This is a genomic window from Roseomonas chloroacetimidivorans (assembly GCF_049629625.1).
Classification (GTDB): domain Bacteria; phylum Pseudomonadota; class Alphaproteobacteria; order Acetobacterales; family Acetobacteraceae; genus Roseomonas; species Roseomonas chloroacetimidivorans.
Window position 1 is genome coordinate 1 of the sequence record NZ_JBNBZS010000081.1, and the last position, 22,554, is coordinate 22,554.

19 protein-coding genes and 2 pseudogenes are annotated in these 22,554 nt (G+C 64.1%); 13 read left to right on the forward strand and 8 right to left on the reverse strand.

Features of this window, described 5'->3' with window-relative positions; genetic code table 11:
• Positions 1 to 266, forward strand: a 266-nt coding sequence (locus ACO1BU_RS30050; protein ID WP_424139643.1) for a transposase domain-containing protein, incomplete at its 5' end; no start/stop codon positions are given.
• Positions 267 to 308: 42 nt separating this feature from the next.
• Here ACO1BU_RS30050 and ACO1BU_RS30055 read toward each other — a convergent pair.
• Complete coding sequence (locus ACO1BU_RS30055) at positions 309 to 902, reverse strand: hypothetical protein (RefSeq protein WP_424139644.1); 594 nt, start codon at positions 900 to 902, stop codon at positions 309 to 311.
• A 257-nt stretch (positions 903 to 1,159) separates the two neighbouring features.
• Between ACO1BU_RS30055 and ACO1BU_RS30060 the strand changes: the two genes are divergently transcribed.
• Complete coding sequence (locus tag ACO1BU_RS30060; RefSeq protein ID WP_424139645.1) at positions 1,160 to 2,020, forward strand: helix-turn-helix transcriptional regulator; 861 nt, start codon at positions 1,160 to 1,162, stop codon at positions 2,018 to 2,020.
• A gap of 23 nt (positions 2,021 to 2,043) precedes the next feature.
• Here ACO1BU_RS30060 and ACO1BU_RS30065 read toward each other — a convergent pair whose 3' ends face one another.
• Entirely contained in the window at positions 2,044 to 2,742 is a 699-nt protein-coding gene (locus ACO1BU_RS30065; protein ID WP_424139646.1) for a recombinase family protein, read from the reverse strand.
• Positions 2,743 to 2,879: 137 nt separating this feature from the next.
• Between ACO1BU_RS30065 and ACO1BU_RS30070 the strand changes: the two genes are divergently transcribed.
• Genes ACO1BU_RS30070 through ACO1BU_RS30090 form a run of 5 tightly spaced genes read left to right on the forward strand, consistent with a single transcriptional unit; the run spans position 2,880 to position 7,140 of the window.
• Positions 2,880 to 4,016 carry a hypothetical protein gene (locus tag ACO1BU_RS30070; protein ID WP_424139647.1) on the forward strand — a complete coding sequence of 379 codons (1,137 nt, stop codon included), beginning with the start codon at positions 2,880 to 2,882 and terminating at the stop codon, positions 4,014 to 4,016.
• The gene (locus tag ACO1BU_RS30075; protein WP_424139648.1) at positions 4,013 to 4,558 is read left to right on the forward strand and encodes a 3'-5' exonuclease; all 546 of its coding nucleotides are present in this window, start codon (positions 4,013 to 4,015) and stop codon (positions 4,556 to 4,558) included. Before ACO1BU_RS30070 ends, ACO1BU_RS30075 begins: the two co-directional genes overlap by 4 nt.
• 52 nt (positions 4,559 to 4,610) lie before the next feature.
• Positions 4,611 to 5,684: a helix-turn-helix transcriptional regulator gene (locus ACO1BU_RS30080; RefSeq protein ID WP_424139649.1), complete on the forward strand. Its 1,074-nt coding sequence runs from the start codon at positions 4,611 to 4,613 to the stop codon at positions 5,682 to 5,684.
• Entirely contained in the window at positions 5,681 to 6,481 is an 801-nt protein-coding gene (locus tag ACO1BU_RS30085; protein WP_424139650.1) for a PD-(D/E)XK nuclease family protein, read from the forward strand. Before ACO1BU_RS30080 ends, ACO1BU_RS30085 begins: the two co-directional genes overlap by 4 nt.
• Positions 6,482 to 6,492: 11 nt before the next feature.
• Complete coding sequence (locus tag ACO1BU_RS30090; RefSeq protein ID WP_424139651.1) at positions 6,493 to 7,140, forward strand: hypothetical protein; 648 nt, start codon at positions 6,493 to 6,495, stop codon at positions 7,138 to 7,140.
• 53 nt (positions 7,141 to 7,193) lie between these two features.
• On the opposite strand, the gene ACO1BU_RS30095 is transcribed toward ACO1BU_RS30090, so the two are convergent.
• Entirely contained in the window at positions 7,194 to 7,916 is a 723-nt protein-coding gene (locus ACO1BU_RS30095) for a recombinase family protein (protein ID WP_424139652.1), read from the reverse strand.
• Positions 7,917 to 8,053: 137 nt separating this feature from the next.
• Here ACO1BU_RS30095 and ACO1BU_RS30100 point away from each other — a divergent pair.
• Positions 8,054 to 8,441 (forward strand): annotated as a pseudogene (locus ACO1BU_RS30100) (integrase core domain-containing protein); the annotation flags it as partial.
• On the opposite strand, the gene ACO1BU_RS30105 reads toward ACO1BU_RS30100, so the two are convergent.
• The 4 genes from ACO1BU_RS30105 to ACO1BU_RS30120 all read right to left on the reverse strand — a co-directional run bounded on the left by ACO1BU_RS30105 (position 8,425) and on the right by ACO1BU_RS30120 (position 16,854).
• Positions 8,425 to 8,631: a hypothetical protein gene (locus tag ACO1BU_RS30105; protein WP_424139661.1), complete on the reverse strand. Its 207-nt coding sequence runs from the start codon at positions 8,629 to 8,631 to the stop codon at positions 8,425 to 8,427. The pseudogene ACO1BU_RS30100 and the gene ACO1BU_RS30105 overlap by 17 nt on opposite strands.
• Before the next feature lie 74 nt (positions 8,632 to 8,705).
• On the reverse strand, positions 8,706 to 12,092 hold the full coding sequence (locus ACO1BU_RS30110; protein WP_424139653.1) for a type ISP restriction/modification enzyme: 3,387 nt from the start codon (positions 12,090 to 12,092) through the stop codon (positions 8,706 to 8,708).
• A gap of 4 nt (positions 12,093 to 12,096) precedes the next feature.
• On the reverse strand, positions 12,097 to 15,282 hold the full coding sequence (locus ACO1BU_RS30115; protein WP_424139654.1) for a helicase-related protein: 3,186 nt from the start codon (positions 15,280 to 15,282) through the stop codon (positions 12,097 to 12,099).
• Between the two features lie 63 nt (positions 15,283 to 15,345).
• Positions 15,346 to 16,854 (reverse strand): hypothetical protein, encoded by a 1,509-nt coding sequence (locus ACO1BU_RS30120; protein ID WP_424139655.1) that lies wholly within the window; start codon positions 16,852 to 16,854, stop codon positions 15,346 to 15,348.
• Positions 16,855 to 16,951: 97 nt separating this feature from the next.
• Here ACO1BU_RS30120 and ACO1BU_RS30125 point away from each other — a divergent pair.
• The 4 genes and pseudogenes from ACO1BU_RS30125 to ACO1BU_RS30140 all read left to right on the forward strand — a co-directional run.
• Positions 16,952 to 17,701 (forward strand): annotated as a pseudogene (locus ACO1BU_RS30125) (IS3 family transposase); the annotation flags it as partial.
• A gap of 300 nt (positions 17,702 to 18,001) precedes the next feature.
• On the forward strand, positions 18,002 to 18,679 hold the full coding sequence (locus tag ACO1BU_RS30130; protein WP_424139656.1) for a hypothetical protein: 678 nt from the start codon (positions 18,002 to 18,004) through the stop codon (positions 18,677 to 18,679).
• A 354-nt stretch (positions 18,680 to 19,033) separates the two neighbouring features.
• A complete protein-coding gene (gene parA, locus ACO1BU_RS30135; protein ID WP_424139657.1) occupies positions 19,034 to 19,669 on the forward strand; it encodes a ParA family partition ATPase in 636 nt (211 codons plus the stop codon).
• Positions 19,666 to 19,938, forward strand: a complete 273-nt coding sequence (locus tag ACO1BU_RS30140; protein WP_424139658.1) for a ribbon-helix-helix domain-containing protein — start codon at positions 19,666 to 19,668, stop codon at positions 19,936 to 19,938. Before parA ends, ACO1BU_RS30140 begins: the two co-directional genes overlap by 4 nt.
• Before the next feature lie 32 nt (positions 19,939 to 19,970).
• On the opposite strand, the gene ACO1BU_RS30145 is transcribed toward ACO1BU_RS30140, so the two are convergent.
• Positions 19,971 to 20,843, reverse strand: coding sequence for a replication initiation protein (locus ACO1BU_RS30145; protein WP_424139659.1), 873 nt, complete (start codon positions 20,841 to 20,843; stop codon positions 19,971 to 19,973).
• Between the two features lie 508 nt (positions 20,844 to 21,351).
• On the opposite strand from ACO1BU_RS30145, the gene ACO1BU_RS30150 reads away from it, so the two are divergent.
• Positions 21,352 to 22,554, forward strand: a protein-coding gene (locus ACO1BU_RS30150) for an IS3 family transposase (RefSeq protein WP_424139660.1) whose coding sequence is annotated in 2 segments (ribosomal slippage) — positions 21,352 to 21,700 and positions 21,700 to 22,554 — 1,204 coding nt annotated over the 2 segments. Because the reading frame shifts where the segments join, the coding sequence is not laid out codon by codon here. This gene is flagged as partial in the annotation.

The window sequence follows — 22,554 nt, forward strand, 5'->3', positions numbered from 1 at the left end:
CAATCGACAACAATTTTGCCGAGCGGCAGCTGAGAGGGATCGCTGTCACGCGGAAGAATTTTCTATTTGTCGGTAGCGACGCCGGCGGGCAGCGGGCTGCGATCATATACACCATCGCGGAGACCGCGAAGCTAAACGGCTTGGATCCAGAAGCCTACATCACCACCGTGCTCGACCGCCTCGCGAGCGGCCACCCCGTCAACCGCATCGACGAGCTGCTGCCCTGGAACTTCAGGCCAAGCCGTCAACCCGCGTCGCAAGGCTGACGCTTACCCTCCTCGCGGACCCTCACCAGGTCCGCAGATAGGTCAGCACCGCGAGCCGAAGAGCCGGGGAATCGCGCCGTTGCAGCCGACGAGGTCGTTGTTGCGCCCCGGGCCGTGCCGGACGTCGTTCTCGACGTTCCGCACGATCACGTTCGGCTGTAGGTGTTGCGGGACGACGCGGTTGATCACCCGCATGATTTCCCCGTTCGGACCAAAGCAGCCCCCCTCCACGCCGAAGCCGTTACGGCACCGCTGGACCTCGACCGCGCCCCACGAGACCGCCATGCAGCGCGGCTCGTAGCCGCAGCGCTGGCCGATGGCCGCGACGATCTGACCGTCCTGCGGCAGGAGGCCGGCGCCGGGCAGGTTGGTCCCGGCAGGCACGCCGGGCCCGCCGCCAGGGCCTTGCCCGACGGGGCCGGGCATACCGAAGCCGCCGTTGCCCATGCCGTTCGCCTGCATCCAGCGAATGACGTCCGCGCAGGGACCCGGGCCGAGCGGGCCGCTACAGATCGGGCCATGCATGGGGTGGAAGCCGATCTGCTGCTGGGCGGCAGCGGGAGAGGCGCCGGAGCCGAGGGCGAGAAAGCCGCCCAGGGCGGCGGTGGCGAGGGTGGTGCGAATGCGAGGGGACATCTCAGAACTCCACTTCAGAGGTTCCGTCCGTCCCAGGGGCCTTGGCGGGGCGCCCCGTCGGACATCCATCTTGAAGCACGTCTCCGAGCGGCAAATCCCCTCATCAGCCAGAAGATGGCTGGCAGGAGGGAAGCATCTTGGCGTGCCGCTTCCGCAAGCGATCTCCTTGAAACCCTCCCAGAACGATTGTGGGTGGCAGAACCGGAAAATTGGTGGAAAGTTACATCCGTTTCGATTCCGGAAGGCGGGAGATTCCCATGCCCGGCAGCAGCTCCGAGGGTACTGAGGCCGAGCGCCGCAATCTCGGCGAGAAGATCGGCCGCTTCATGCGGCAGCAGGGAATGACCCAGGCCCAGCTCGCCTTGAAAGCCGGATATGATGAGCGGACAATCCGCAACGTCCTCTCAGGCAAGCCAACGAGGCCACGGACCGTCCACCACATCTGTGAGGCCGTAGGGCTGAAAGACGTGGGCCGGAGCACCTTTGACGTAGCGGAGTTCGCTGACGAAGCGCACGGCGCCTACTGCAGCAGGACCACGGCACACTACGTCGGCTTCTATGAGGGCCACCGGTGGTCCTATGATCGGTCGCGCCGGATCGTCCGGTCCCTCTTCGAATTATCCTGGTCAGCCGAAGCGAAGTGCATGGTCTTCGCTGAGCATCAGCGCTACCGCGACGACGCCGGCCGCCTCGTGGACTTCAGCCAGCGGGGCGAGATGTTTTCGTCGGAGAACACCGGCCTGATCCATCTGCTGACGATGTGGGATGGAATGCTGCGCGTTGCGACGCTGACGAAGCTCGCGAAAGGTGAGACTACTCTCCGCGGCGTCGTGCTGACGCAGGCTCGTCTTTCCTTCTTTCGCCAGCCGGCAGTGTCGCCGCTGGTCCTGCGGAAGATGGGCCGCGCACCGGCGAGTGAAGCCGAAATGGCGGCTCTCATGGGGGAGATCGCTCCCGGTACCGGCGGCTACGACGTCCTCGCGCGGGAACTTCGGGAGGCCGAGCGGGACGTCATTCTCTCGACCTTCGCGATGCCTGGTGCCAACGACCAGGAGGATGGCGCGCGCTTCGCGGCAACGACGCATTGGTCGAACGACGTAACTGTGGCGCCCAACTAAGACCAGCGGCTCGGAGCAGCCCGTCAATCGGCTGTCCAGCGGTCCAGCACGCGTCGAACCTGCCACGGACGCCAGCCCTCTCCACCCCTGGGAGTCCTCACGCCGCGGGCGGTGAGTGCGTCCGCGAGCTGCTGGAGCGTCGTCGCCCCGGCTCGCCGCGCCGCCTCAAGGTAGGGCAGCACCTCCGCCGCACGCCGGGCGGCCTGCCCCGACCACAATGCGCGGGCGTCGGCCGCGGTCGCCGTGTCCCCCGGCCGGAGCCGTGGGTTGCCGAGCAGGACGCCCCTCGCTTTTGCCGCCGCGAGCGCAGCCTTCGTTCGCGCGGATGTCGCCCGCGCCTCCTCCTCCGCTACCAGCGCCATTACCCCGATCGTCAAGCGGTTGGCATGAGGCATGTCGGCAGCGACGAACTCGACACCGGCCTTCTCCAAGCCCAACAGGAAGTGCGCATCGCGCGCGAGACGGTCGAGCTTCGCGATGAGCAGCACGGTGCGCCGGAGGCGGCATTCGGTGAGTGCGAGGGCGAGTTGAGGGCGGTCCCCCTTCCTCCCGCTCTCAACCTCCTCGAAGGCCGCGACCACGGATCCGCCGCACCTGGCGGCATGCCGGGCGACGGCTTCGCGCTGGGCCTCCAGCCCAAGGCCGGAGCGGCCCTGCTTGTCGGTGGAGACGCGGTAGTAGGCCACGAAGCGCGGCCCTTGGGGGGCGAGTCGGTCGGTCATGCGCCCCTGATTCTGTCTCTCGCACTCCGATTTCACAATCTGAAAGGACGACTTCTGACCGTGTTCCGGAGCTCAACTCCGCCCGTTTCTGACGGGGTAGGGCGGTAAGCCGTCTCCATCACCAGGGAGACACCTCCGTGAGCCGCAACGTGACCCCCGACATCGCCGAACGCCTCCGCGCCACCGTCCTCCGTCGCCTCGACCCTGACCTGCCGCCCCTGCTCCGCGAGCGCGTCGCCGGAGCAACGGCGCGCTGGCTCGCGGCCTCCCCGTCCCGCACCCGCCTGACGCGCCACAGGCACCTGCGCCTCTCCCCCGAGGCGGCACGGACCCTCGACCGCGTGGACCGTGCCCTCGCCTGGATGGGGGATCCAGACCGCCACCACGGCGAGGGCGCGGCCGAGGCCGCCCGCAAGGCGCTCCGCGCGGCTGAGAGCGGCCGGCTCGACTTCCCCGGCCTCATCGCCGCCTGCGCCACCTTCCAGCACCACCGCCACTCCGCGATCCGCGCCAACGCGCTCCGGAAGCCCCGCGCCAAGCGCTTGCGCATCACCCTCCCCCGAACCGGGGCGAGCGCATCGCGGATCACCTCGGAAGCCGCGCTCGCTGCCCTCGGTCGCGAGGCGGGCAACTGCCTCGCCGACCTCGATCGCGGTGACCGCTACCGCCGCGATCTTCGGGCCGGCGACGCCGAGTTCTGGCGCATCGCCGATGCGGAGGACGGGCTCCTCCTCGTCGTCCGGACCGACCCGGCGTGCGACACGGTGGACGAGGCCTCCGGGCCGCGAAACGCCCCTCCCACCCCGCTCGCCCGCGCGGCACTGATCGAGTTCATGGCTGCGCGCGGGCTGGCGTCGATGGGTCTGCACCGGATCGCGGTCTCTACCTCAGTCGTCAAAGCGACCGCGGCGGGCACCCTTCTCCGCCGCAACGCCCTCGTCGCGGGCGTCCCCTGCTCGCTCGAGATCGCTCCCCTCACCGTCGCCGGCCTAACGCAGGGTAGGAAGGGCTGCTGGATGCTGACTTCCCTGGGTGGCCGATACGGTCAATGGTCCTGGTCCGCGAGCGCCTTCCCGGTGGCGTTGGCGGACGATGATGAGGAGCTGGACGAAGAGGAAGGTGTCATCGAGGGAATCGCGCGGAGCCACCTCCGCGCCGCCTGCCGCGCCGACCCGGCGCTTGCCCGCGATCTGCATGCTGCCTTTGCGGACGCCCCCGACTGGTTCCGCGACGACTGGTTCGGCCCGAGCCCCGGCGAGGGGACCGCGCAGTGACTATTGCGTCCGCGGACACCCCGCCCCTAGGAGCGACCGTCTTCCTCGATTTTGAGGCCTCCTCTTTCTGGGGCTGGCCCATCGAGGTCGGCCTCGCCTGGTGCGACGGGCCCGGCCCGGAGACGCGGTTCCGGGTCACCGCCTTTCTCATCCGTCCCGAACCTGACTGGGACAAGGCGGACTGGGACCCGCTCGCGGAGGAGGTGCACGGCATCGCGCTCGACCACCTCCGGCGGAGAGGCGCGCCGGCACCGGACGTCGCCCGCGCGGTTGCCCGGCTCATCGAGGGCTGTACCGTCGTGAGCGACGCCGCCGACTTCGACGGCGCCCTCCTCCAGCGCCTGTTCGAGGCGATGCCGGAGGCGGCGCCGGACGTGTACGTCCTCGACCTGGCCGGCCTCCTCCGCCGGCTCGGGCCGGAGGCGGCGGCGCGCTACGACGCAGCCCTCGCCGCGGCGCCGGCGCCGCACCGGGCTGGCCCGGATGCCCTCCGCCTCGCGCGCGGCTGGCAGGCAGCGGCCGGCGGCCCGGATGCGCCCTGACGCCTCCGGCCCCTCGACGCGGTCGCGGAGGGTGCGCCATGATGAGTGGACCATGCAGGACATCTCGCTGCCGTCGCGTCAGGCCCGGCTGGGCGAGCTCCTCCGCCTCGCGATGGACATGGCGGGATCGCGGGAGGGCCTCTCCCTCTCCGACATTGCCAACAGGGTCGGGGTCTCGCGTCGCACTGCCGAGCGGCTGCTCGCCGTCCTGAAGGCGGCCTTCCCGGCGATCCAGTCAGTCCCGGGCGACGGACGGTCGCTTCGCTGGTGCCTTCCCCATGGCCACCTCTCCCCCTTGCTTGCGCCCACTCACGTCGAGCTCACTGAATTGGACGCCGCGGCCGGACGGCTGCGGCGCGAGGGAGCCCCGCCCGAGCGCGCTGCAGCGCTTGAGGGCCTCGCGGTGCGCGTGCGCGCTGCGATGCGCGCGGGCGCCCTCCGACGGGTCACGCCCGACGTCGAGGCGCTGATGGAAGCGGAGGGCACGGCGGCCCGGCCAGGTCCGCGACCGGTGCTCGCCCACGGCCTGCTCGCCACGATCCGGGAAGCGGTCCTCTCCTGCCGCGAGCTCGACGTCACTTACGCGCGACGCGGGGCGGAGCCCGTCGTTCGCCGGCTATGGCCGCTTGGCGTGTTGCATGGTTCCCTGCCCTACCTGGTCGGTTCGGTCGTGGGCACGCCGGGCGACCCGACCCTCTTTCGGCTCGACCGCGTGCGCGCCGTCGCAGTCCGGACAGAGGTCTTCGTCCGCGATCCCACCTTCGACCTCGCAACCTGGGCGGAGCAGTCCTTCGGGGTGTTCCAGGGTGATTCGGACGAGGTGGTGCTGCGCTTCTCGGCTGACGTCGCAGACGACACGCGTGCTTGGCGCTTCCATGGCACGCAGACGACGGAGGACCTGCCGGATGGGCGGCTCATTGTGCGCTTCACCGCATGTGGACGACGCGAGATGATTCACCACCTTGCGACCTGGGGCGAGCACGTCGAGGTGCTGGAGCCGGATGACCTACGGCGCGAACTCGCGAACTGGGCGCGGGGGATTGCAGCGCACCACCGACGGGTGCCGCGGGGGGATGCCAAGGAACCGGATACGTCCGAACGCGTGGCGGGGATGGCAGTAGCGTGAGCGGTGCCCAACTGGGTTCCGCTGCGGCGGCCGAGGGGCTCCGTCGCTTCCTCATTCGCTCGGCGGAGCTTCGGCATCAGGGATCGTCCGGGACGTCGGGCCTGCTGCGCTTCTTTGAGCGCGCCGGCCCACTCCTCCAAGCCCCGCGGGCCGTCGTCGCCGTGGCTTCGGTACAACCGGCACGGTCATCGCTCGATCCTGCGCGCCTCCAGCACGTCATCTCGACCCTCACCGGACCTCTCCGCCAAGCCCCACCGCTCCGGGCGTCCCTCAATGTCTGGTCCGTCGCCGGCCTGAAGCGAGATGAACTGCGGAATGCGGCGGTGCTTGCGTGGTTCCTCAAGCCGCATGGTTCGCACGGATTCGGCTCAGCGGTCATGCGAGCTCTCCTCGACGAGGTCGCCAGGATAGCGCCGGACTGGCCCTATCTTGGCCGAGATTTCTCGCGCGTTTCAGTGCTGACGGAGGAGTGGCCCCTTGGCAGCGAGACCGATCGGGTGGACATCGCGATCGATGGGCCGGATTTCGCCCTCTTCATCGAGGTGAAGATAGACGCCCCCGAGGGACCCAATCAGCTGGCTCGCTACGCGGTCCTTGCGCAGCAAAAGGCTCGGGCACTCGGACGCAAGTATGGGCGCGTGATCTACCTCGGCCCGCGAGCCCCTCGGGATCCTCCGCCGGATGTGGCGATCATCACTTGGCGCGAGGTTGCGCGGGTTCTGTCAGCCCTGCCGCGAGAGGGCATAGGCGGTGCGCTCGCGGCGCAGTTCGCGCGTCACGTTCGAGCTTTCTTCTGAGGAGTTAGGCCATGTCGTCACCCGAATTGGATGGTCTCATCGTCGAGCACCTAGCTGATCTCGATCAGGCGGCGATCAGGATTAGTGGCATAGAAACGGCGATCTTCACCGCAATGGGACAGAGGGCCAAGGAGTGGGCGGAAGGGCATGGTTGGGTCAGTGACTTCGACTATCCTGAAGATGACGGCTGGGACGATTGGGCAAAGTGGGTTGCTCCTCCAGATTGGCGCACGGCAGACACCGCCGTCGAGAACAGCAAGTTCGACGGGAAATTCGAGCTGAGTCTCGGCGACGGCGACACCGGTTGGGGTCAGGCTGGAGAGGACTGGTTCTACCTCACGCGCCTGTGCAGGGTGGCCGCGGGTCAGATCGGACTTCGGTTCAGCAGGCCGGACTTCGTTAAGGTCCCTCGATGGAAGCAGGCCATCCCGCGCATTAGGGAGATCGTCACTCATCCATCCTTCATCGTGATCACGGCGAGTAAGGAGCCCGCCCTTTTTCTCCCGTTCAAGATCGACGCCGCAGCCTTGGCAGCTGCGTTGCGCGATGAAGACCCGGGTGCGGCCCTCGGACCGTTCGAGACTGCTCTCGACACCCTCCTCGACACCAAGCCCGCCTTCGATCAGGTTTTACAGCATCTGAGGCCGTCAGCCGGATAGGTGACGGCTGCACTAGTCCCGCTTCGATCATGAAGGCAGCGGGGGATCGCTGCTCATGCCGCCTCAGGAGGAGCTGATGCCGAAATCTCTTTCGGCGCAGCCGCTGCGAGCAGAGCGCGCCTGACCTGGGCGGGCGACCAGCGTTGCCCGCCACGCGGCGCCGGCACACCACGTGCCATGAGGGCCTCCGCGACCTCCGCGAGCGTAACCGCACCCGCGCGGCGGGCGCGCTCGATGGTGGGCAGGACGGCCGCGGCGCGCCGCCGGGCGTTCTCGACCTGCACCGCGTTACCCTTGGCGGAGACGGCGGGGTCGCGCGCGAGCACGCGCGGGTTGCCGAGCCGGACCCCACGCGCCTTGGCGGCGGCGAGTGCCGCCCTTGTCCGCGCCGAGATCATCCGCGTCTCCTCCTCGGCGACGGCGGCGAGGATGTGCACGGTGAGGCGGTTCACCACAGGCATATCGGCGGCGACGAACTCGACGCCGCTCTCCATGAGGTTCGACACGAACGCGACGTTGCGGGCCAGGCGGTCAAGCTTGGCGATGACGAGGGCCGCGCGCCCGGTGCGGCAGGCCGCAAGCGCCGCGGCGAGCTGCGGCCGGTCCTTCTTCCGCCCACTTTCCACCTCGACGAATTCGGCGGCGATCGCGCCCCCCGCGCCGGCGACGTGGCGGGCGACGGCCTCGCGCTGGGCCTCGAGCCCGAGGCCGGAGCGGCCCTGCCCCTCGGTGGAGACACGGAGGTAGGCGACGAAGCGGATCCCTGGATTGGTCATCTCCCCCCAACTGGACCTTCCCTGTCCCAATTTTTCAACCCCAAACGACCGTTTGAAAGAGTGTGAATCTAAGCGTGAGGCAACTGGAGCGACCAATCAGTGGCGCTGCTGCAGCCCAGGCCAGCGTCTTTGAGCGGCTCGGCGTCACCGCCTCTTACAGCCGGCCGCGGGTCAGCGACGACAACCCGTTCTCCGAAGCCCTGTTCCGGACCTGCAAAGACAGGCCGGATTGGCCGAAATCGGGGTTCGCCAGCAAGGAGGATGCGCAACGCTGGGTCGCCCATTTCGTGGCCTGGTACAACACTGAGCACCGCCACAGCGCGATCCGGTTCGTCACGCCTAGCACCCGACACACCGGCGAGGACCGCGCGATCCTCGCCCGGTCGCTCCCAGCTCTATACCGAAGCTCGCGCCGCCAACCCCGCGCGGTGGTCATGCCAGATCCGAAACTGGACGCCGGTCGATGACGTCTGCCTCAACCCCGAGCGCGACACCAGCCACCGCGAAATCAGAGACGCGGCCTGATCTGGCTCCGGACATCTTCTTTGACAATCACCGGAGGTGGGCGAGCTTGCTGGGATGCGCGCGCAGCGGCGCTGCAATGGCCTCGATCCCCGCCACGGTCCTGAAGCCGGCGACCAGGGATGCCTTGGCGCAGCATCGAGGCGATCTCGTGCTGCGATTGATCGAAGAGGACCTGGATGGTGACGGTCATGCGTCGAGCCCCCCCGCAGTGAGACCTCACGCCGTCGACCGTGCTGATGAGTGGAACAGATAGGCTCGCTCATATCAGGCCTCGGCCTCCGGGGAGGCGAAGGCGCCGGGCCAGCCGCCATGCTCCTCGATGACCTCGTCGATCTCGCCCATCAGGCGGATCGTTTCCGCGATCGCTACGACGATCTTCTGGTAGTGGGCTATGTCTCCGGCGGAGAGGATACGACGCTTCCTGTCCTTCAGCCATTTCTCGCAGACTTGGTAGCCGCCAATACGGAAATTCCACACCGCCTCAGAGACACCTTGGAAGCCAGTCGTCTCGGCTTTATCTATCCAGACTGTGTTCTCGGACCACGAAACCTTCTCAACCTCGGCGTTCCGGTCACCTACTAACTTGGGTGTAGACTGTGCAAGCTCTGACGATTCTAACAAGTGTAGGGCGGTGAGTTTGCCTCCGAGCTGCGCGAGCGAACTGAATAAGTTGATGCTCCGGGTCAGCGGCAGGCGCGGGAAATCAAGTCTCAGAAACTCAGCATATCGGCTCCTATAGATGGGGCTATGAAACACCGCATACGCGTACTGAAAGATATCTTCCGGAGTTATGCCGACGGGTAAGCTGTCAGTGCCGGACTGCCGACGACTCAAAATCTGCGCCAACGCCCTCAAAAAGTCGGGCTTTAAATTCGGAACTCGGTCGCGGCGAAAGGCGAGGCTGTTATCGTCCGGAGAAAGCCAGAGCGGGAAAAAATAATTAACCTCTTTCAGCGAGACGAAATGGTGCCCAATGAGACGATTACTCAAAAAGACATGCTGAAAACTACCATGTTCAACACTTCTAGTCGTCGATATGCCAATGTTATGTTGGCCGAAAACGTGCTTCATTGTTGGCCATGACATGCCCCAAACGAGAGAACGATGGTAAAAGATCCTTCTCGTGTCGAATGGTCGATAATCAATGTCTGCAAGCAGTGAATTCAGATCTTGCTCACCTCGAATCAATGCCCTTGCCTTGGCAACGTCCCATCCCTTCTTCGCTGGAATGCCGAGTTTCTCGCATACGACAATGTCCGGGAGGGAAGAATCTCGAAATTCTCGTGCAGTACGGAGCAGTGGTTCGTCGTCAAAGGCAATAGATATATGATCGCGAGCGGTTACAATGCCCATACTTCCCTGCTGAAAAATATCACCAACCGCCCAGCCGCGCCCGTATTCCAGCGAAAAGTCGGCATCTTGTCGCTTGAAAAGGAAAAACGGAGCTTTTGAACTAAAATTACGATATTCTAATGACTTGATGTCGGAGCCGTTCAGTATCTCGTATTTTTTATCGCGAGTCCCCCAAATATCTATACACTCACGAGTTTCAGTTCTATTCAGAGAATTACTTACACCATGAAAAATAGCAACACCTTGCTGAATATCAAAAACATTTATATCTGGCGATCCATCGGGACACTTTTCCTTCTTGGTTGAATTACCATGTAGATTGGCGCAGAAAATTTTCGAGAATGACCGCAGAAGCGAGTTACGCATCCCTCTCAAGGTCGGATTGTCAATGAACGCATGGTTGATAATCAGGCCTAGGATACCGCTGCCACACCGATCAATCTGCGTCTGAGACAATCGAAAAAATTTGATGTAGTCGTCCTGGAGTATTTTTTCGAACTGCAGTGCGCCTCTTTCTTTAATCGGCTCACCATCAACCAGCCGGTACGGGTCGATGATTGCTCGGAGGTTCTCAGCGAGATTCTGCGACCATAGCGAGTATGGAGGGTTACCAATGACGACTGTGAAATAATTCCGGCTTTTGATCTCACTTACGGCGGCGGCTTCATGAGCGAGGGCCGGAATAACGAATTCAAAACGCCCCGAGAAGTCCTGCGCCGGTTCCAGCGCATTGGTCAGGTACACCCGCGCCCGCTCGTTGCTGCCGAACCGGTATCCGGTCTCGTAGAGCTTCAGGCCGATCTTGAGGTGCGCAATGGCGTATGGCGCCATAAGCAGTTCGTAGCCGTGCAGCCGCGTCAACAGATGTTTCGGCACATACGCATTCCACAAGGCATCGATTGCCTTTTCGTCCTGCCGCTGCCCCTTCCACTTCGCTACGAGCGTCTTGTGGATGAGGTCAATGACCTCGACGAGGAAGGTGCCGGTACCGGTAGCCGGGTCGAGGATCTGGACAAAGTCCTGGTCGGGTGAGACGCCGTCCGGGATCTTCAGGTCCTTGTGGCGCTTCGCCATCTCGCCCCAGGTAGTCGTGTCGGCGAGACCGTCGGCAAGGCCGAACTCGGTGCGCAGCAGCTCGTCTACCGAACGGACGATGTAGGAGACGACCGGGCGCGGGGTGTAGAACACGCCGCGCTGCATGCGCTTTTTGGCGTCGTATGCCTTGAGGAACAGCTCGTAGAAGTGGATGACCGGATCCTCCAACGGATTTCGGTCGCCAAAGTCGCGTAGGACCGCTTCCATGTTCGCGCGGTCCAGCAAACCCACCACCTCGCTGACGCCCAACTCATCGAAGTCAATCTCCGGGCCGCCGATCCTGCCACGCCGCCCACCAGCCTGCAGGAAGGTCTGCATCAACTCGCGGAGAAGCGGGTTGGTCCGCATATGCGCGGCAAAATCGTCCGCTGTGCGCGATTTCGGGTTGGCAATGCGTGATGACAGCAGGCCGTAAGCGATGGTCTGCGCGTACATGTCGGCGAAGCCTTCCCGATCCAAGTCGTGGACCAGCGTGCCCTGGAACGCCTTCATGAGGCGCGAGAGCGGGCCATTCTCCGTCTCAATCGCCAATGCGGCGCCGATCCGGTCCCGAATGGCGCGCGCGAGTTCCGCCAGCCGGACGGACAGCGCCTGGGAGGTCGTGACCACTTCGCGGTGCTGCAGGGCGAAGGCTCCGCGCCACGACTGCCGCCAGGCCTTGGCATTCTCTTCGTCACCCGGCCAGGAGAGATCGCGCTTGAGGCGCTCTGCGACGTCGCCCAGGTGTAATGGCGTGTCGAGGTTGTCCCATCCCAGCACCTTCAGCGTCGGCAGGTCCGTCCCGCCCTCCGCCATCGAGAAATGCGCAAAGCTGATGTGCCGCGCATCGCCCTCGCCGTAATTGGAAATGAACAGCAGATCGTCGGCCGCCCAGGCAGCAAGCTCCGCGGCCTTGGCCGTGGCGCGCTTCTTCAGCACCACCTGGCTCAGGATACGGCGCAGCGCCACCACGGGCAGGTGCTTCGGCTCAAACTTGACGAAGAAAATGCCCCAGGGCTGGCCAGAGGCAAGCGGCCGCAGGCGCTTGATTTCCTCGATCTTCGCCGCGTTCTTCGGATCAATCCCGAGTTCCTCCGGCGCGTAGTCGAAGGTTAAGTCCTCAAAGCTGTCCGCCCCGATGGGCCAGCCCATCTCGTCCCGCAGGTATTTCACCAGGGAAGGAAAGCTGCGGATGGCGGCAAGTTGGTCGCGGTGGATCGTCATCGCATCAGCCCTCGTTCAACTCCATCCAGCAGCGCAGTGCGGGCTTCACCCCAACCGGGGCGTCGATGCGCTTCAGGTATGTGTTCTTGATATGCCGCTCGACCTTGTTGCGGATGTCGAGCAGGGTTGGCTCGTCCTCTGTGCAGATCCGCTGTGTCTTAGGTGTGGAGCGGATGCTGGCGACGATCGCGCCGACCTCCTCCAGGATGGCTTTCCGGTCGAGGTCGTAGAGATACCAGCGGGTGGTTCCGGCCGCCTCGTTGAACTCGCCCAGGGCCTTGTCGAGCGCCGGCAGGGCGAAGCAGAGGAACACGCCGCGCACGCCCTTTGCCGGGCGCTTACGCCCGCTGAAGACCCCGCCCGGAAGTTCGCGCAGCCGCGCCTCCAGCGTCGGATCGGCCTTGAGTAGCGCCTGGTATTCCAGGTGCATCTCTTCGACCGCGGTGCGGGTGCCCTCGTAGGCCTGGTTGAAGTCGCGCAGCGCCTCGTAGTCATCCTCGGGCGTCAGTAGCTTCCGCCCCTCGATGCCCAGGGTCTTCGAGATCAATAGCGTCTTGCGGGTGACGGTGGCGTAGAGGCTGAGCAGGGCATTCAGTTCGTCAGGCGGCAGGAAGTTCCAAAAGCTTACCTTCCCGCGGGAGGACGCGACCTCGGGGTGGTCCGCCACCAGCTGCGTCTCGACGGCCGGATTCATGCGGCGATCGACGCGGCCGATCCGCTGCATGAGGCGCACCGGATTCCAGTGGATGTCGTAGTTCATCATGCGTGACGCATCCTGAAGGTTGAGACCTTCGGAAAGGACGTCGGTGGAGATCAGGATGCGGATTTCGTCTTTCCCTGCCGCTGTAAGGGCCGCGGAGGTGGTGCCGTTGTAGTAGGGAGCGAAGCGCCGAATTATGTCGGCACGGATCCCCTTGGTTGCGCTGTCCACCTGACCGACACCGTCGATGCCCGCCTCGCCAAGCTGCTGCTTCAGGTAGCGGGCGGTGTCGGCGAATTCGGTGAAGATCAGAACCTTCTGCCCGGCAAGCTCCTTGGATTTCAGCAAGCGAACCAGCTTCTTCAGCTTGTCATCGTGCTTCGGTTGGAACTTCTGGGTTTCTTCCAGGAACCGGACGATCTCGGCAAGGTCGAGGAAGGTCTCGTTGATCATCTCCGGTACATTGTATTCGGTCCGGTCAAGCTTCTCGACCGCAGCGAGCAATTCCTCTGGGACGATGTCCTCATCGTCACGTTCCTCGCCATCGTCGGGATAATACGCGGAGCGGCGCTTCGTGACGTAGTCCAGGACGATGAAGTTCTGCGCCTTCCAACGCTCCAGGCGCTTCTGCTCGCCACCAGGCTCGCTGTTCTTCTCGACAAAGGCGAGCAGCTTCTGCAGCAAGCGATCGCAGGATTGCTCGAAGGCCGCGACGGAGCTTTCGAAGCGCTTCAGGAATTGGGTCCGGATCAGGCCGACGACCTGCTGCTGGCGTCCCTGCTCGAAGCTGTCGATGGTCTTATCGGTGCCAATGTACCAGTGCAGCGGGTAATACATCGGCAGCGTGAAAAGTGGCGTTGCGCGGGAGAAGGCGGCTTCGAATATCTCCAGCAGGCGTCCGTACGTGGCGCGGATCGAGTATTCCGCGACCTGCGGCGGCTTGCGGTCAGGGAAAACCGCCGCAAGGCCGGTCTCGCGAATCTGGCTCTCTCGGGCATAGCTGCGGCTACGCTGAACCACGAGGCTTTCAAACACGGTATCGGCAGAGAGCAGCTGCTGAGCCTCGGCTATCTGCTCGGAGACATCCGATACGTCATGACCGACGTTGTCGCGCAGCGTTCTTTCGAGGTTGTTGAAGTGAGCTCGGAAGTTGTTCACGCCGAGAGTGCGCGCGAAAAATGCTTCATCGCGCCGGGTGAAGAGCTCGGCCATGTGACGGAAATCGGCCAGGCGGTTGTTGATCGGTGTCGCGGTCAAGAGGAACGTGGTCTTGGGGCGAAGTTCGTTGTCCAGTAGGTCGAAGAGACGATGATACCGCGAGGGCTCGCGCGTGTCATCGAGCAACCGCCGACCAGGATTTCGGAAGTGGTGCGCCTCGTCGATAATCACCACGTCGGCCAGTTCGCCGATCCGGCGGAACCGCTCGGGAAAATCACCTTGCCGAGCCAGATCGGTGTGGCTGAAAACGGCTAGGTTGCTGAAGTCGGAGCCACCGCCGATGTGCGGCAGCCAGGTCCGAAGGTGGGGTTCCCACACCCCTTCCTTCGCTGCCTTCGGCGCGAAGAGGACAACCCGCTTGCCTTCGTGCAGGACCATTCGCTCGATGAGCATCAAGCCGACGAAAGTCTTGCCCAGGCCGACACCGTCGCAGAGGAAGGCGCCGCCATGCTGGCGAGCGATCTTCAGCAACGCCCAGTACGCCTCCTTCTGGTAGTGGTCGAGCTTCGGAAACAGACGCGAGCGGGTCTCGTCCCATTCGTTGTCGGTCAGCTCATGACCACGGAAGAACTCCTGAAGCGCCTTCGCGTAGATGTCGAACGGCGTATGTTCCTGAAGGTGGCGCTCAACTGTGGCGATGATCTGATCGGTGACGTCAGAGGCTTCATTCCAATGCGCCTCGTACCATTCCTGCAGGCGCTGGACGTGCGACGGAGGTTGGATCTGGACATTCAGCTCGATGTTCGTTGTCAGTCCTGGTCGAGTGAAATTGCTCGATCCTACCAGAGCCCGAGAGTCGGCAGCGTCCGTCTCTGCATGGATGATATAGGCTTTGGCATGGAACTTCGCTCGGTCGTAGATCCGGCACTCGATGCGGCGAGCGCGCAGTGCATCCAGGATAGGCAACACGCCACGCAGGAATGGATTCTCAGCTTTGTCGGCCTCGAGGCTGAGGTCCAGTTCCTCAACAGCTCGCTTGCAGACCGCATCGAGAAGGGCCTTGCGGCTGCGGTGCGTGGTGTCTGCGCCCATGAGAATGCGCAGTCTGCTCAGGTGCCGCCACTGGCCATCCAGCGCTAGCAAAGCGCCGATGTCGAAGTAGCCGGTTGCCAGATCAAGGGCGCTTGAAGACTTCGCCCAGGTCTTAAGGTACCCCAGGCACGTCCCATTTTCGCGTGTGTTGTCGATGATAAGAAGGCCGTCGGTCTGGGCGTTAACGTTAAGCAGCAGTTGGTCCGTCATGGTCTTGGCTCCCAGGTCAAAGGTGCGCATTCGGGAAGGTGATGCTCAGCCGACGGCAGCAAGCAGCCGCACGTTGGGCAGGCCACAGCCGCCTCAGGCGGCAGCGACCTGCTTCAGCATCGCTTTCTCGAACTCACCCTCGGCGAAGGGATAGACGCCTTCGTTCTTGCCAAGCTTCTGCGGATCGAAGCCAAAGGCCGAAAGCATGACCTTGTAGCCGCGAGCCACGTCCTCGAAGTGTTGGGCGAGGAAGATCTTCGGATCTGTCTTCCAGCGAACCTGACCGTCCTGGACTTTCATGAGGGCACGCAGCCCCCATACCAGCGGCATGATCAGCCCATCGGGATAGTCATAATCGACCTGTTGTTCTGTGAAATGGCTGCGCGGCGCGACCCGCATCCACTTGCGGCTCTTGTCGGATTTCCGCGCAGGATCCCATACACGCACGATGGTGAGCTTGCCGAAGGCGCCACCAGCCTTGTTGTAGGCATCGGGAAACGTCGCATAGATCGTGTCGTAAAGTTCCGTGAGGTCGCCAAGCATCCGAATTGCGCTGCGAACACCTTCATGATGCAGAGTGACGCGAGGCCCGCCATTGTCCGGAACAGAGACTTCCGGGTGGCCCATCAGCTCTCCAAAGAGCTTCGCACACTCTCCTTTGTTACGGTAGATATTCTGCGGAATCGGAGCCTTTATGCCATCTGGCAGATCGACCAACGATAGAGGGATCCACGCCATCGCGATGATGTCGCGAACCTTGACGTTGGCGTCGGGAGTGTTGGTCTTCCACTCGATGCGAGATGAAACGGAAGGCCGCAAAGCCTTCTGGATTTCGTCGTAATATCCCTTTTGGTTGAACTTGGTTTCCGATGTCAGCTCGACGTTGTTATTGCGCGCTGCGCAGACATCGAGGAGTTCGGACCGGAATTTCTCAACGACTGCATCGTCCTCGAGGTCAGCAGGGACCAGTACCTCGATCGGCACAAAGAAGGTCAGCTCATCACGGATATTTTGAACCGCTTCGCGGTGTGCGACCCACTCCCGCTTGAAATCATCCCAAAGGCGGATGCGTCGCCGGAGGCGGGGATCGGTCACGGCTGTCAGGAGAATGTGGGTGCCGATGCCAAGCATGTTGTGCCCGCCGTCGAGGATGCCTTCCAGGTGAGGATCGGCGAAGCGCAACTCGTAGCGCTTGCGGTCGAGCGGGGCGTAGTCCGATGCGCCCACCAATACGCCTTTGGTCTTGAAGGGAAAGACGTCTGGATCTGTGACGATGCTGTCGATGATAGCATCCGTCACTGGACCGATTTTCGCGGAGCGTGGGTTGGCGTCCAGGTCTGCCGCGTCAAATAGCGGCAACAGACCCTTGGCCTGTACGAAGCCCACGAGGCGTCGAACAGAGCCATGGACCTGCTCAGCGACATCCTCAAACTTAACAATAACTTTATCTGACTTCACGTCCGGTACTCCTTCGAAAAGGAGAAACCGGCTCCAGCGTGGGATCACGCAGACCGAACAGCGTTCGTGGCGCGTGCCACGTCTACCGAACCAGCCGCCATCCGGCGACAACCAGCACCAGAACCGCTTCTCAGGGTTCTTCACATCTCCTTTTCAGGAGCGTTCCAATCATCGCGTGGGAGCGTTCACTAAGTCAACACCCTCAGATTGGCTGCAAGAAGCCAAACGATGAGCCTGGCGCCGAGATAGGCAGCCCATGCCGGAGGACGACCTCCTCGGGCGGATCCTGGAGCTGATCGCCGAGTTGCCGACCTATGGTTACCGCAGGATCCATGCGCAGCTGCGCCAGCAGGCTGAGCCAGAGGGGGGACCACCTCCGAACCACAAACGCGTCTGGCGCATCATGAAGGCCCACGGCCTCCTCCTGACCCGTCACGCGGGCGGGTTAGAGCGCCGCCATGACGGGCGCGTTGCCGTCGAGGCCCGCAACACCCGCTGGTGCTCGGACGGCTTCGAGATTGCCTGCGACAACGGCGAGCGGGTCCGGGTCGCGTTCACCCTCGACTGCTGCGACCGGGAAGCCATCACCTATGTCGGCGCAACAGGCGGCATCACCTCCGAGCACGTCAGGGACATGATGGTCGAGGCCGTCGAGCGCAGGTTCGGCCTCGTCAACCGCCTGCCGGGTGCCATCGAGTGGCTCGGTGACAACGGCAGCTGCTACGTCGCCCGCGAAACCCGGTGGTTTGCCAACAGTCTCGGCATGCTCCCCAGAATCACCCCGCTCCAGAGCCCGCAGAGCAATGGTATGGCAGAGGCCTTCGTCCGCACCTTCAAGCGCGACTACGCCCGCGTCCGGCCCTGCCCGGACGCCCAGACCGTCCTCCAGTCACTCCCGGCCTGGTTCACCCACTACAACGAAATCCACCCTCACAGCGCGCTCGGATGCCGCTCCCCGCGCCAGTTCATCCGTGCCACGTTAACAGCCTGACCCTGTCCGAGCATTCAGGGGCAACAACAAACGACCGTTTGGCCTCTTTACAGCCCGATTGAGCGTCGTGATGTTCCGGCTCGATATCTTCGCTTGCGGTCTGAACAGCGGAGGGCCACGTTGTGCAGTGCAGCAATCTGCTGTTGTCGGATTGCTGCTTTCTTGGACGTTTCCTCCCTAAACTCGGCGGTGCCCTCGGGCGCCGCCTTCTTTTGGCCGGCAGGGCGCAGAAGCGCCCTCGTCTGGACGGCGATCGTCAGGCCTTCCGGCACACCCCCATCTGCCCATTATGATCCCGTGATGACGGACGAGAACTCTCCCACCGACGAGGCCCCTGCCCCGCGCCGCCTTCCCTGGGATCTGCATCCCTCGCTCACCGAGGAACGGCTCACCGCCGCGGCCCGCCTCCTGGCGCGCGGCAGGGCGGACGCGATCGCCTCGGCCGACTACTGGGCCGGGGACGACGCCTGGTCGATCGGTTGCCGCGCCTACGCCTTCTCCAAGCACCAGCTGGCGCGCGCCGCGGAAAGCGGCCGCTTTGCCTGGCTCGGCGTACTCGACGAGACCCACCACTTCGTCTTCCTGATCGAGGGCGTGCCGGTGCGCTTCTACCGGGGCGACGCCGAGGATCCCTCCAAGCGAACCTTGCGCCAGCAGGAGAGCGAGGCCGAGCAGCTCGCCCTGGCGCTCGGAGGCGACGGGACAGAGGGGCTGATGTTCCGCTTCGCGGTGGAGACGGCGCCGGATGGGGCTGTGAAGCGCATCGTCTTCCTGGCGCTGCGCGGCGAGGCCGGGCGGGTCGAGTGCTTCTGGCCCGTGGTGCTGGACGACGGCTCGGACAGGCCGCGGAACAGTGGCGGCTTCCTGCAGTTGCCGCTCAGCGCCGGCGGAAAGGCGGTCGCCCGGCCGGCTCCGCCGCGCAAGCGGACGGGCCCGAAGGGGGCCGCTCAGGAGCCGGGCCTGCTGGAGGACGCGTAGCCAGTCGGCTGATCCGGCGGCGCCGGAGAGAAGCGATCCCCAGGGCCGCTCCCAGGCTTGTCCCCGCCAACTGTGGGTAAGCCGCGGGTCGGCTTTCAAGAGGCTTTCTGCAAGGCTTGGTGCTGCTGGGGTGTAGACCCCAGACCGGACTCACGCGGCTCCGGCCCTCTATGGGCAGGGGCATCATGATTGAATGTGTGTGGTTCGCCGACGGCAAGCGCATGAAGGGCCTGCTCTCTGAAGTAAGCCTGGAGTGTCGGACTACCCAAAAGGGCTAACGCTGGAACCCGCATCCGGCAATTGACGCCAGACCCATGAGAGCTTCATAACAGGTTCACACGGGGGCATGTTCACATGCACACTATCGCACTGACGAACCAGAAGGGCGGTGTCGGCAAGACCACCCTCGCCTGTCATCTGGCCGTGGCCTTCACGCAGGCCGGGCAGAACGTTGTCCTCCTCGACCTCGACCCGCAGGCCTCCGCAGCGGAGTGGGGTGACGCCCGCCAGGCCGAGTTCCCGCACGTCCAGAGCATCCAGCCTTCTCGCTTGGCCAAGACCGCGCAGCAGATGAAGGAGATCGGGGCGGACATCTTGATCCTCGACACCGCGCCGCATTCGGAAGGCACAGTCATGGACGCCATCCGCCTTGCGGATCTAGTCCTGATCCCCTGCCAGCCATCGATCATGGACCTTCGAGCCATGAGCAAGACGATCAACCTGGTGAAGCTTACCCAAGTCCCCGCCTTCGCGGTCCTCAATGGGGTGCAGCACCATTCGACCATGGCCGCCGTCGAGGCCGAGAAGACGATTCGGGACCACCTTGGGCTTCCCGTCGCCCCGGTGAAGATCGGAGAGCGTGTCGCCTACAACCGCTGCTTCATCACCGGGCAAACGGCACAGGAGATCGAGCCGGACAGCAAGGCGGCGGCCGAGATCAAGAAGCTCCACAAGTGGACCGCCAAGCAGCTTGAGAGGGTGCCTGCATGAGTACGAAACCGAACTTCGCCGCCGGCCTGAAGGCGCTGCGCCCAGAGACGCCGCCCGCGCCCACTGTCCCGGTTCAGGCCGTGCCGCAGACTGTCCAGCCGCCTTCCCGCGCCGGCAAGGTCGCTATCAGCGCCTACTTCGAGCCAGAGGTACGGAAGCAGCTCGCCATCATGGCGGCCCGTCAGGACAAGTCCCAAGCAGCCCTTTTGGCCGAGGCCTTGAACATGCTGTTCGAGCATCACGGGGAAAGCCCGATCGCGCGCGCCTAAGTATGAGATAATCGGGGACCGTCTCTCCTGCCCTACTTCGCGGGCAAGAGTGAGGCTTTCGGGGAACGGCGCCGGAGGCGCTCCTGTGAGGGCATCGGGGAAAGCACATGCTCCGCCTTGCCGGAGACCCGCACCTTCCGCCCGACCTTGGACGCCTGCCCTTCCCGATAGGCCGACTGCAGCTCTTCGTCGGACTTGCGCCACCAGCCGACGTTCACCTTCACGACCTTCTTGCCCTGCTTCACCGGCAGGACAGCCAGGCCGAACGGGGCCAGCGCATTGACTTCCGCCACGGCGGGCTTGAGGACGTGCAGGTTTAGCTCACCGAACGTCTTATACTTACCCGGCGGCACCCCTAGCATGGCCCGGAAATCATCGAGGCTATATTCAATCTGGGTCTTGAAGGACAGGTTAGCGACCTGTGCCACGTTCTCATAGAGCGACACAGAATACTTTGAGCTGAATGACATGATGATTGGCAACGCGATCTTTCCCCAGATCGTCGACTTCTGCAGGATTTCAATCAGCATGGTATCAAAGCTGTACGTTAGTACGCCCGCTGGGCGGTCGGGACTGTCCAGATCATTGCCGCCGAGGAACTGGACACGCCGCGTCTTCCCGTTGGGCAGCTTGACCACCAGCAGCGTCCGCATCAACGCTTCAATGGCCTCCTCGACCATCTCATAGCCTTTGTGACCGGCGGGCTTCAGCTCATCAATCTCGACGGTGTACCGCTTGCCCTCCGCCACACCCTGTATGTGCGCGTAATGCCAAAGGACCGTGATCGCGCGCCGGGCGTTCAAGGTAAGCTCATGGTGGCCCGTCACCTGGATCAGCTCGGCAGGCTTGACGGCTTCCTGACCGCGCGGCGTCAGGGCCAATGTAAGAATCGGTGCTTCAGACATGGCCCGATGATACCGACCGCCGCTAAGTATGAGAAGAACTCCCCGATAATCTCATAATTGGCGCCCCGAACTCCTCATTCTTGGCCACGCTCTGTGGATAAATCACGTCGCCTCGCCCGAAGACCTCATAGTATTGCCCCGGATAGCTCATAGCTCTCCCCGGTTTCCTCATAGCAACAGCCTCTCCTGCCCGGATTCCTCACAAGAGACCCCGATAACCTCATAGTTGGCCCAGCAAGTCTTTGTTCCCGCTAGCAGATCGGCGGACGAATCTTTGAATTCTTGAATCTAAGAACCTACTTGAATGAAGAGAGCTGTGGAAAAAGGGTCGACCGACTCAGGGCACACCAGAAAGCACTAGTGAAAAACAGCGTAGAGAGAGCGCGAGTTGAGCCGTTGTGTCTATCCAGCCGAGGGCTGCGTGAGTCGGGAGGGTGGAGTGGCCCCCATTTCGACCGGACACCGGGCGTAGCCCCGAGGGCCTAGGCTTAAGCCTGGGCATACGCCTATGCCGAACGACCCGACACGCGTCGAAATCATCACCGGTCGCGAGCGCCGACGCCGCTACAGTGCCGAGCGGAAGCTCCGGCTGGTCGAGGAGACCATGCAGCCGGGCATGACGGTCTCGGCCGTGGCCCGCCTGCACGGCGTCTCGCCGAGCCTGCTGTTCGGGTGGAGACGGCGCATGAGCGAGGGCGGCAAGGCCGCGATCCGGGCCGATGACGACGTGGTCGCGGCAGGGCGCCTGCGCGAGCTGGAGGGCCGCATCCGCGACCTGGAGCGCCTGCTGGGGCGCAAGACCATGGAGGTGGAGATCCTACGGGAGGCCTTGAGCGCCGCCCGGGGGAAAAAGCCCGTCTGGCAGTTGCCGTCGCCACCACCGGGCGGTTCCCGGTGAAGCTCGTGGCCGACACCCTGGGCGTGGCCCGCTCCAACCTGGTCGAGCAGGTGCGCGGCCGCGCGAAGCCCCGGGGCCGCTACCGGCGCCAGGGCGACGACGAACTGCTGGCGGCCATCCGCCAGCTCACTGATGCCCGGCCCACCTACGGCTACCGCCGGATCACTGCCCTGCTGAACCGCGCCCGCCGGGCCTCGGGAGCCGAGCCCCTCAATCATAAAAGGGTCTATCGACTGATGCTGCGGGGCGGGCTGCTCCTGCAGCGCCACGGCATCCGGCGGCCAATCCGGGCCCACGAGGGCGCGGTGATCGCTCCAGCATCGAACCTGCGCTGGTCCTCGGACGGGTTGGAAATCTCCTGCTGGAACGGCGAGGTCGTCCGCTTGGCGTTCGCCATCGACACCCACGACCGCGAGGTCATGGCCTGGGTCGCCACCACCGGCGGCATCAGCGGCGAGATGATCCGCGATCTCATGCTGGCCTGCGTCGAGCGCCGGTTTACCGCCCTCCGGGCGCCCCACCCCGTGCAGTGGCTGGCCGACAACGGCTCGGCCTACGCCGCCCACGACACGCGCAACTTCGCCGTCGCGCTGAACCTCGTGGCCTGTTTCACGCCCGTCCGCAGCCCCGAGAGCAACGGCGTCAGCGAGGCCTTCGTGAAGACGCTCAAGCGCGACTACGCCCGCATCCATCCCAGGCCCGATGCCGCCGCCGTCCTCCAGCAACTCCCGGCCTGGATCGAGGACTACAACGAGGCCCACCCCCACAAAGGCTTGCGAATGCGCTCACCCCGTGAGTTCATCCGCGCCCAGT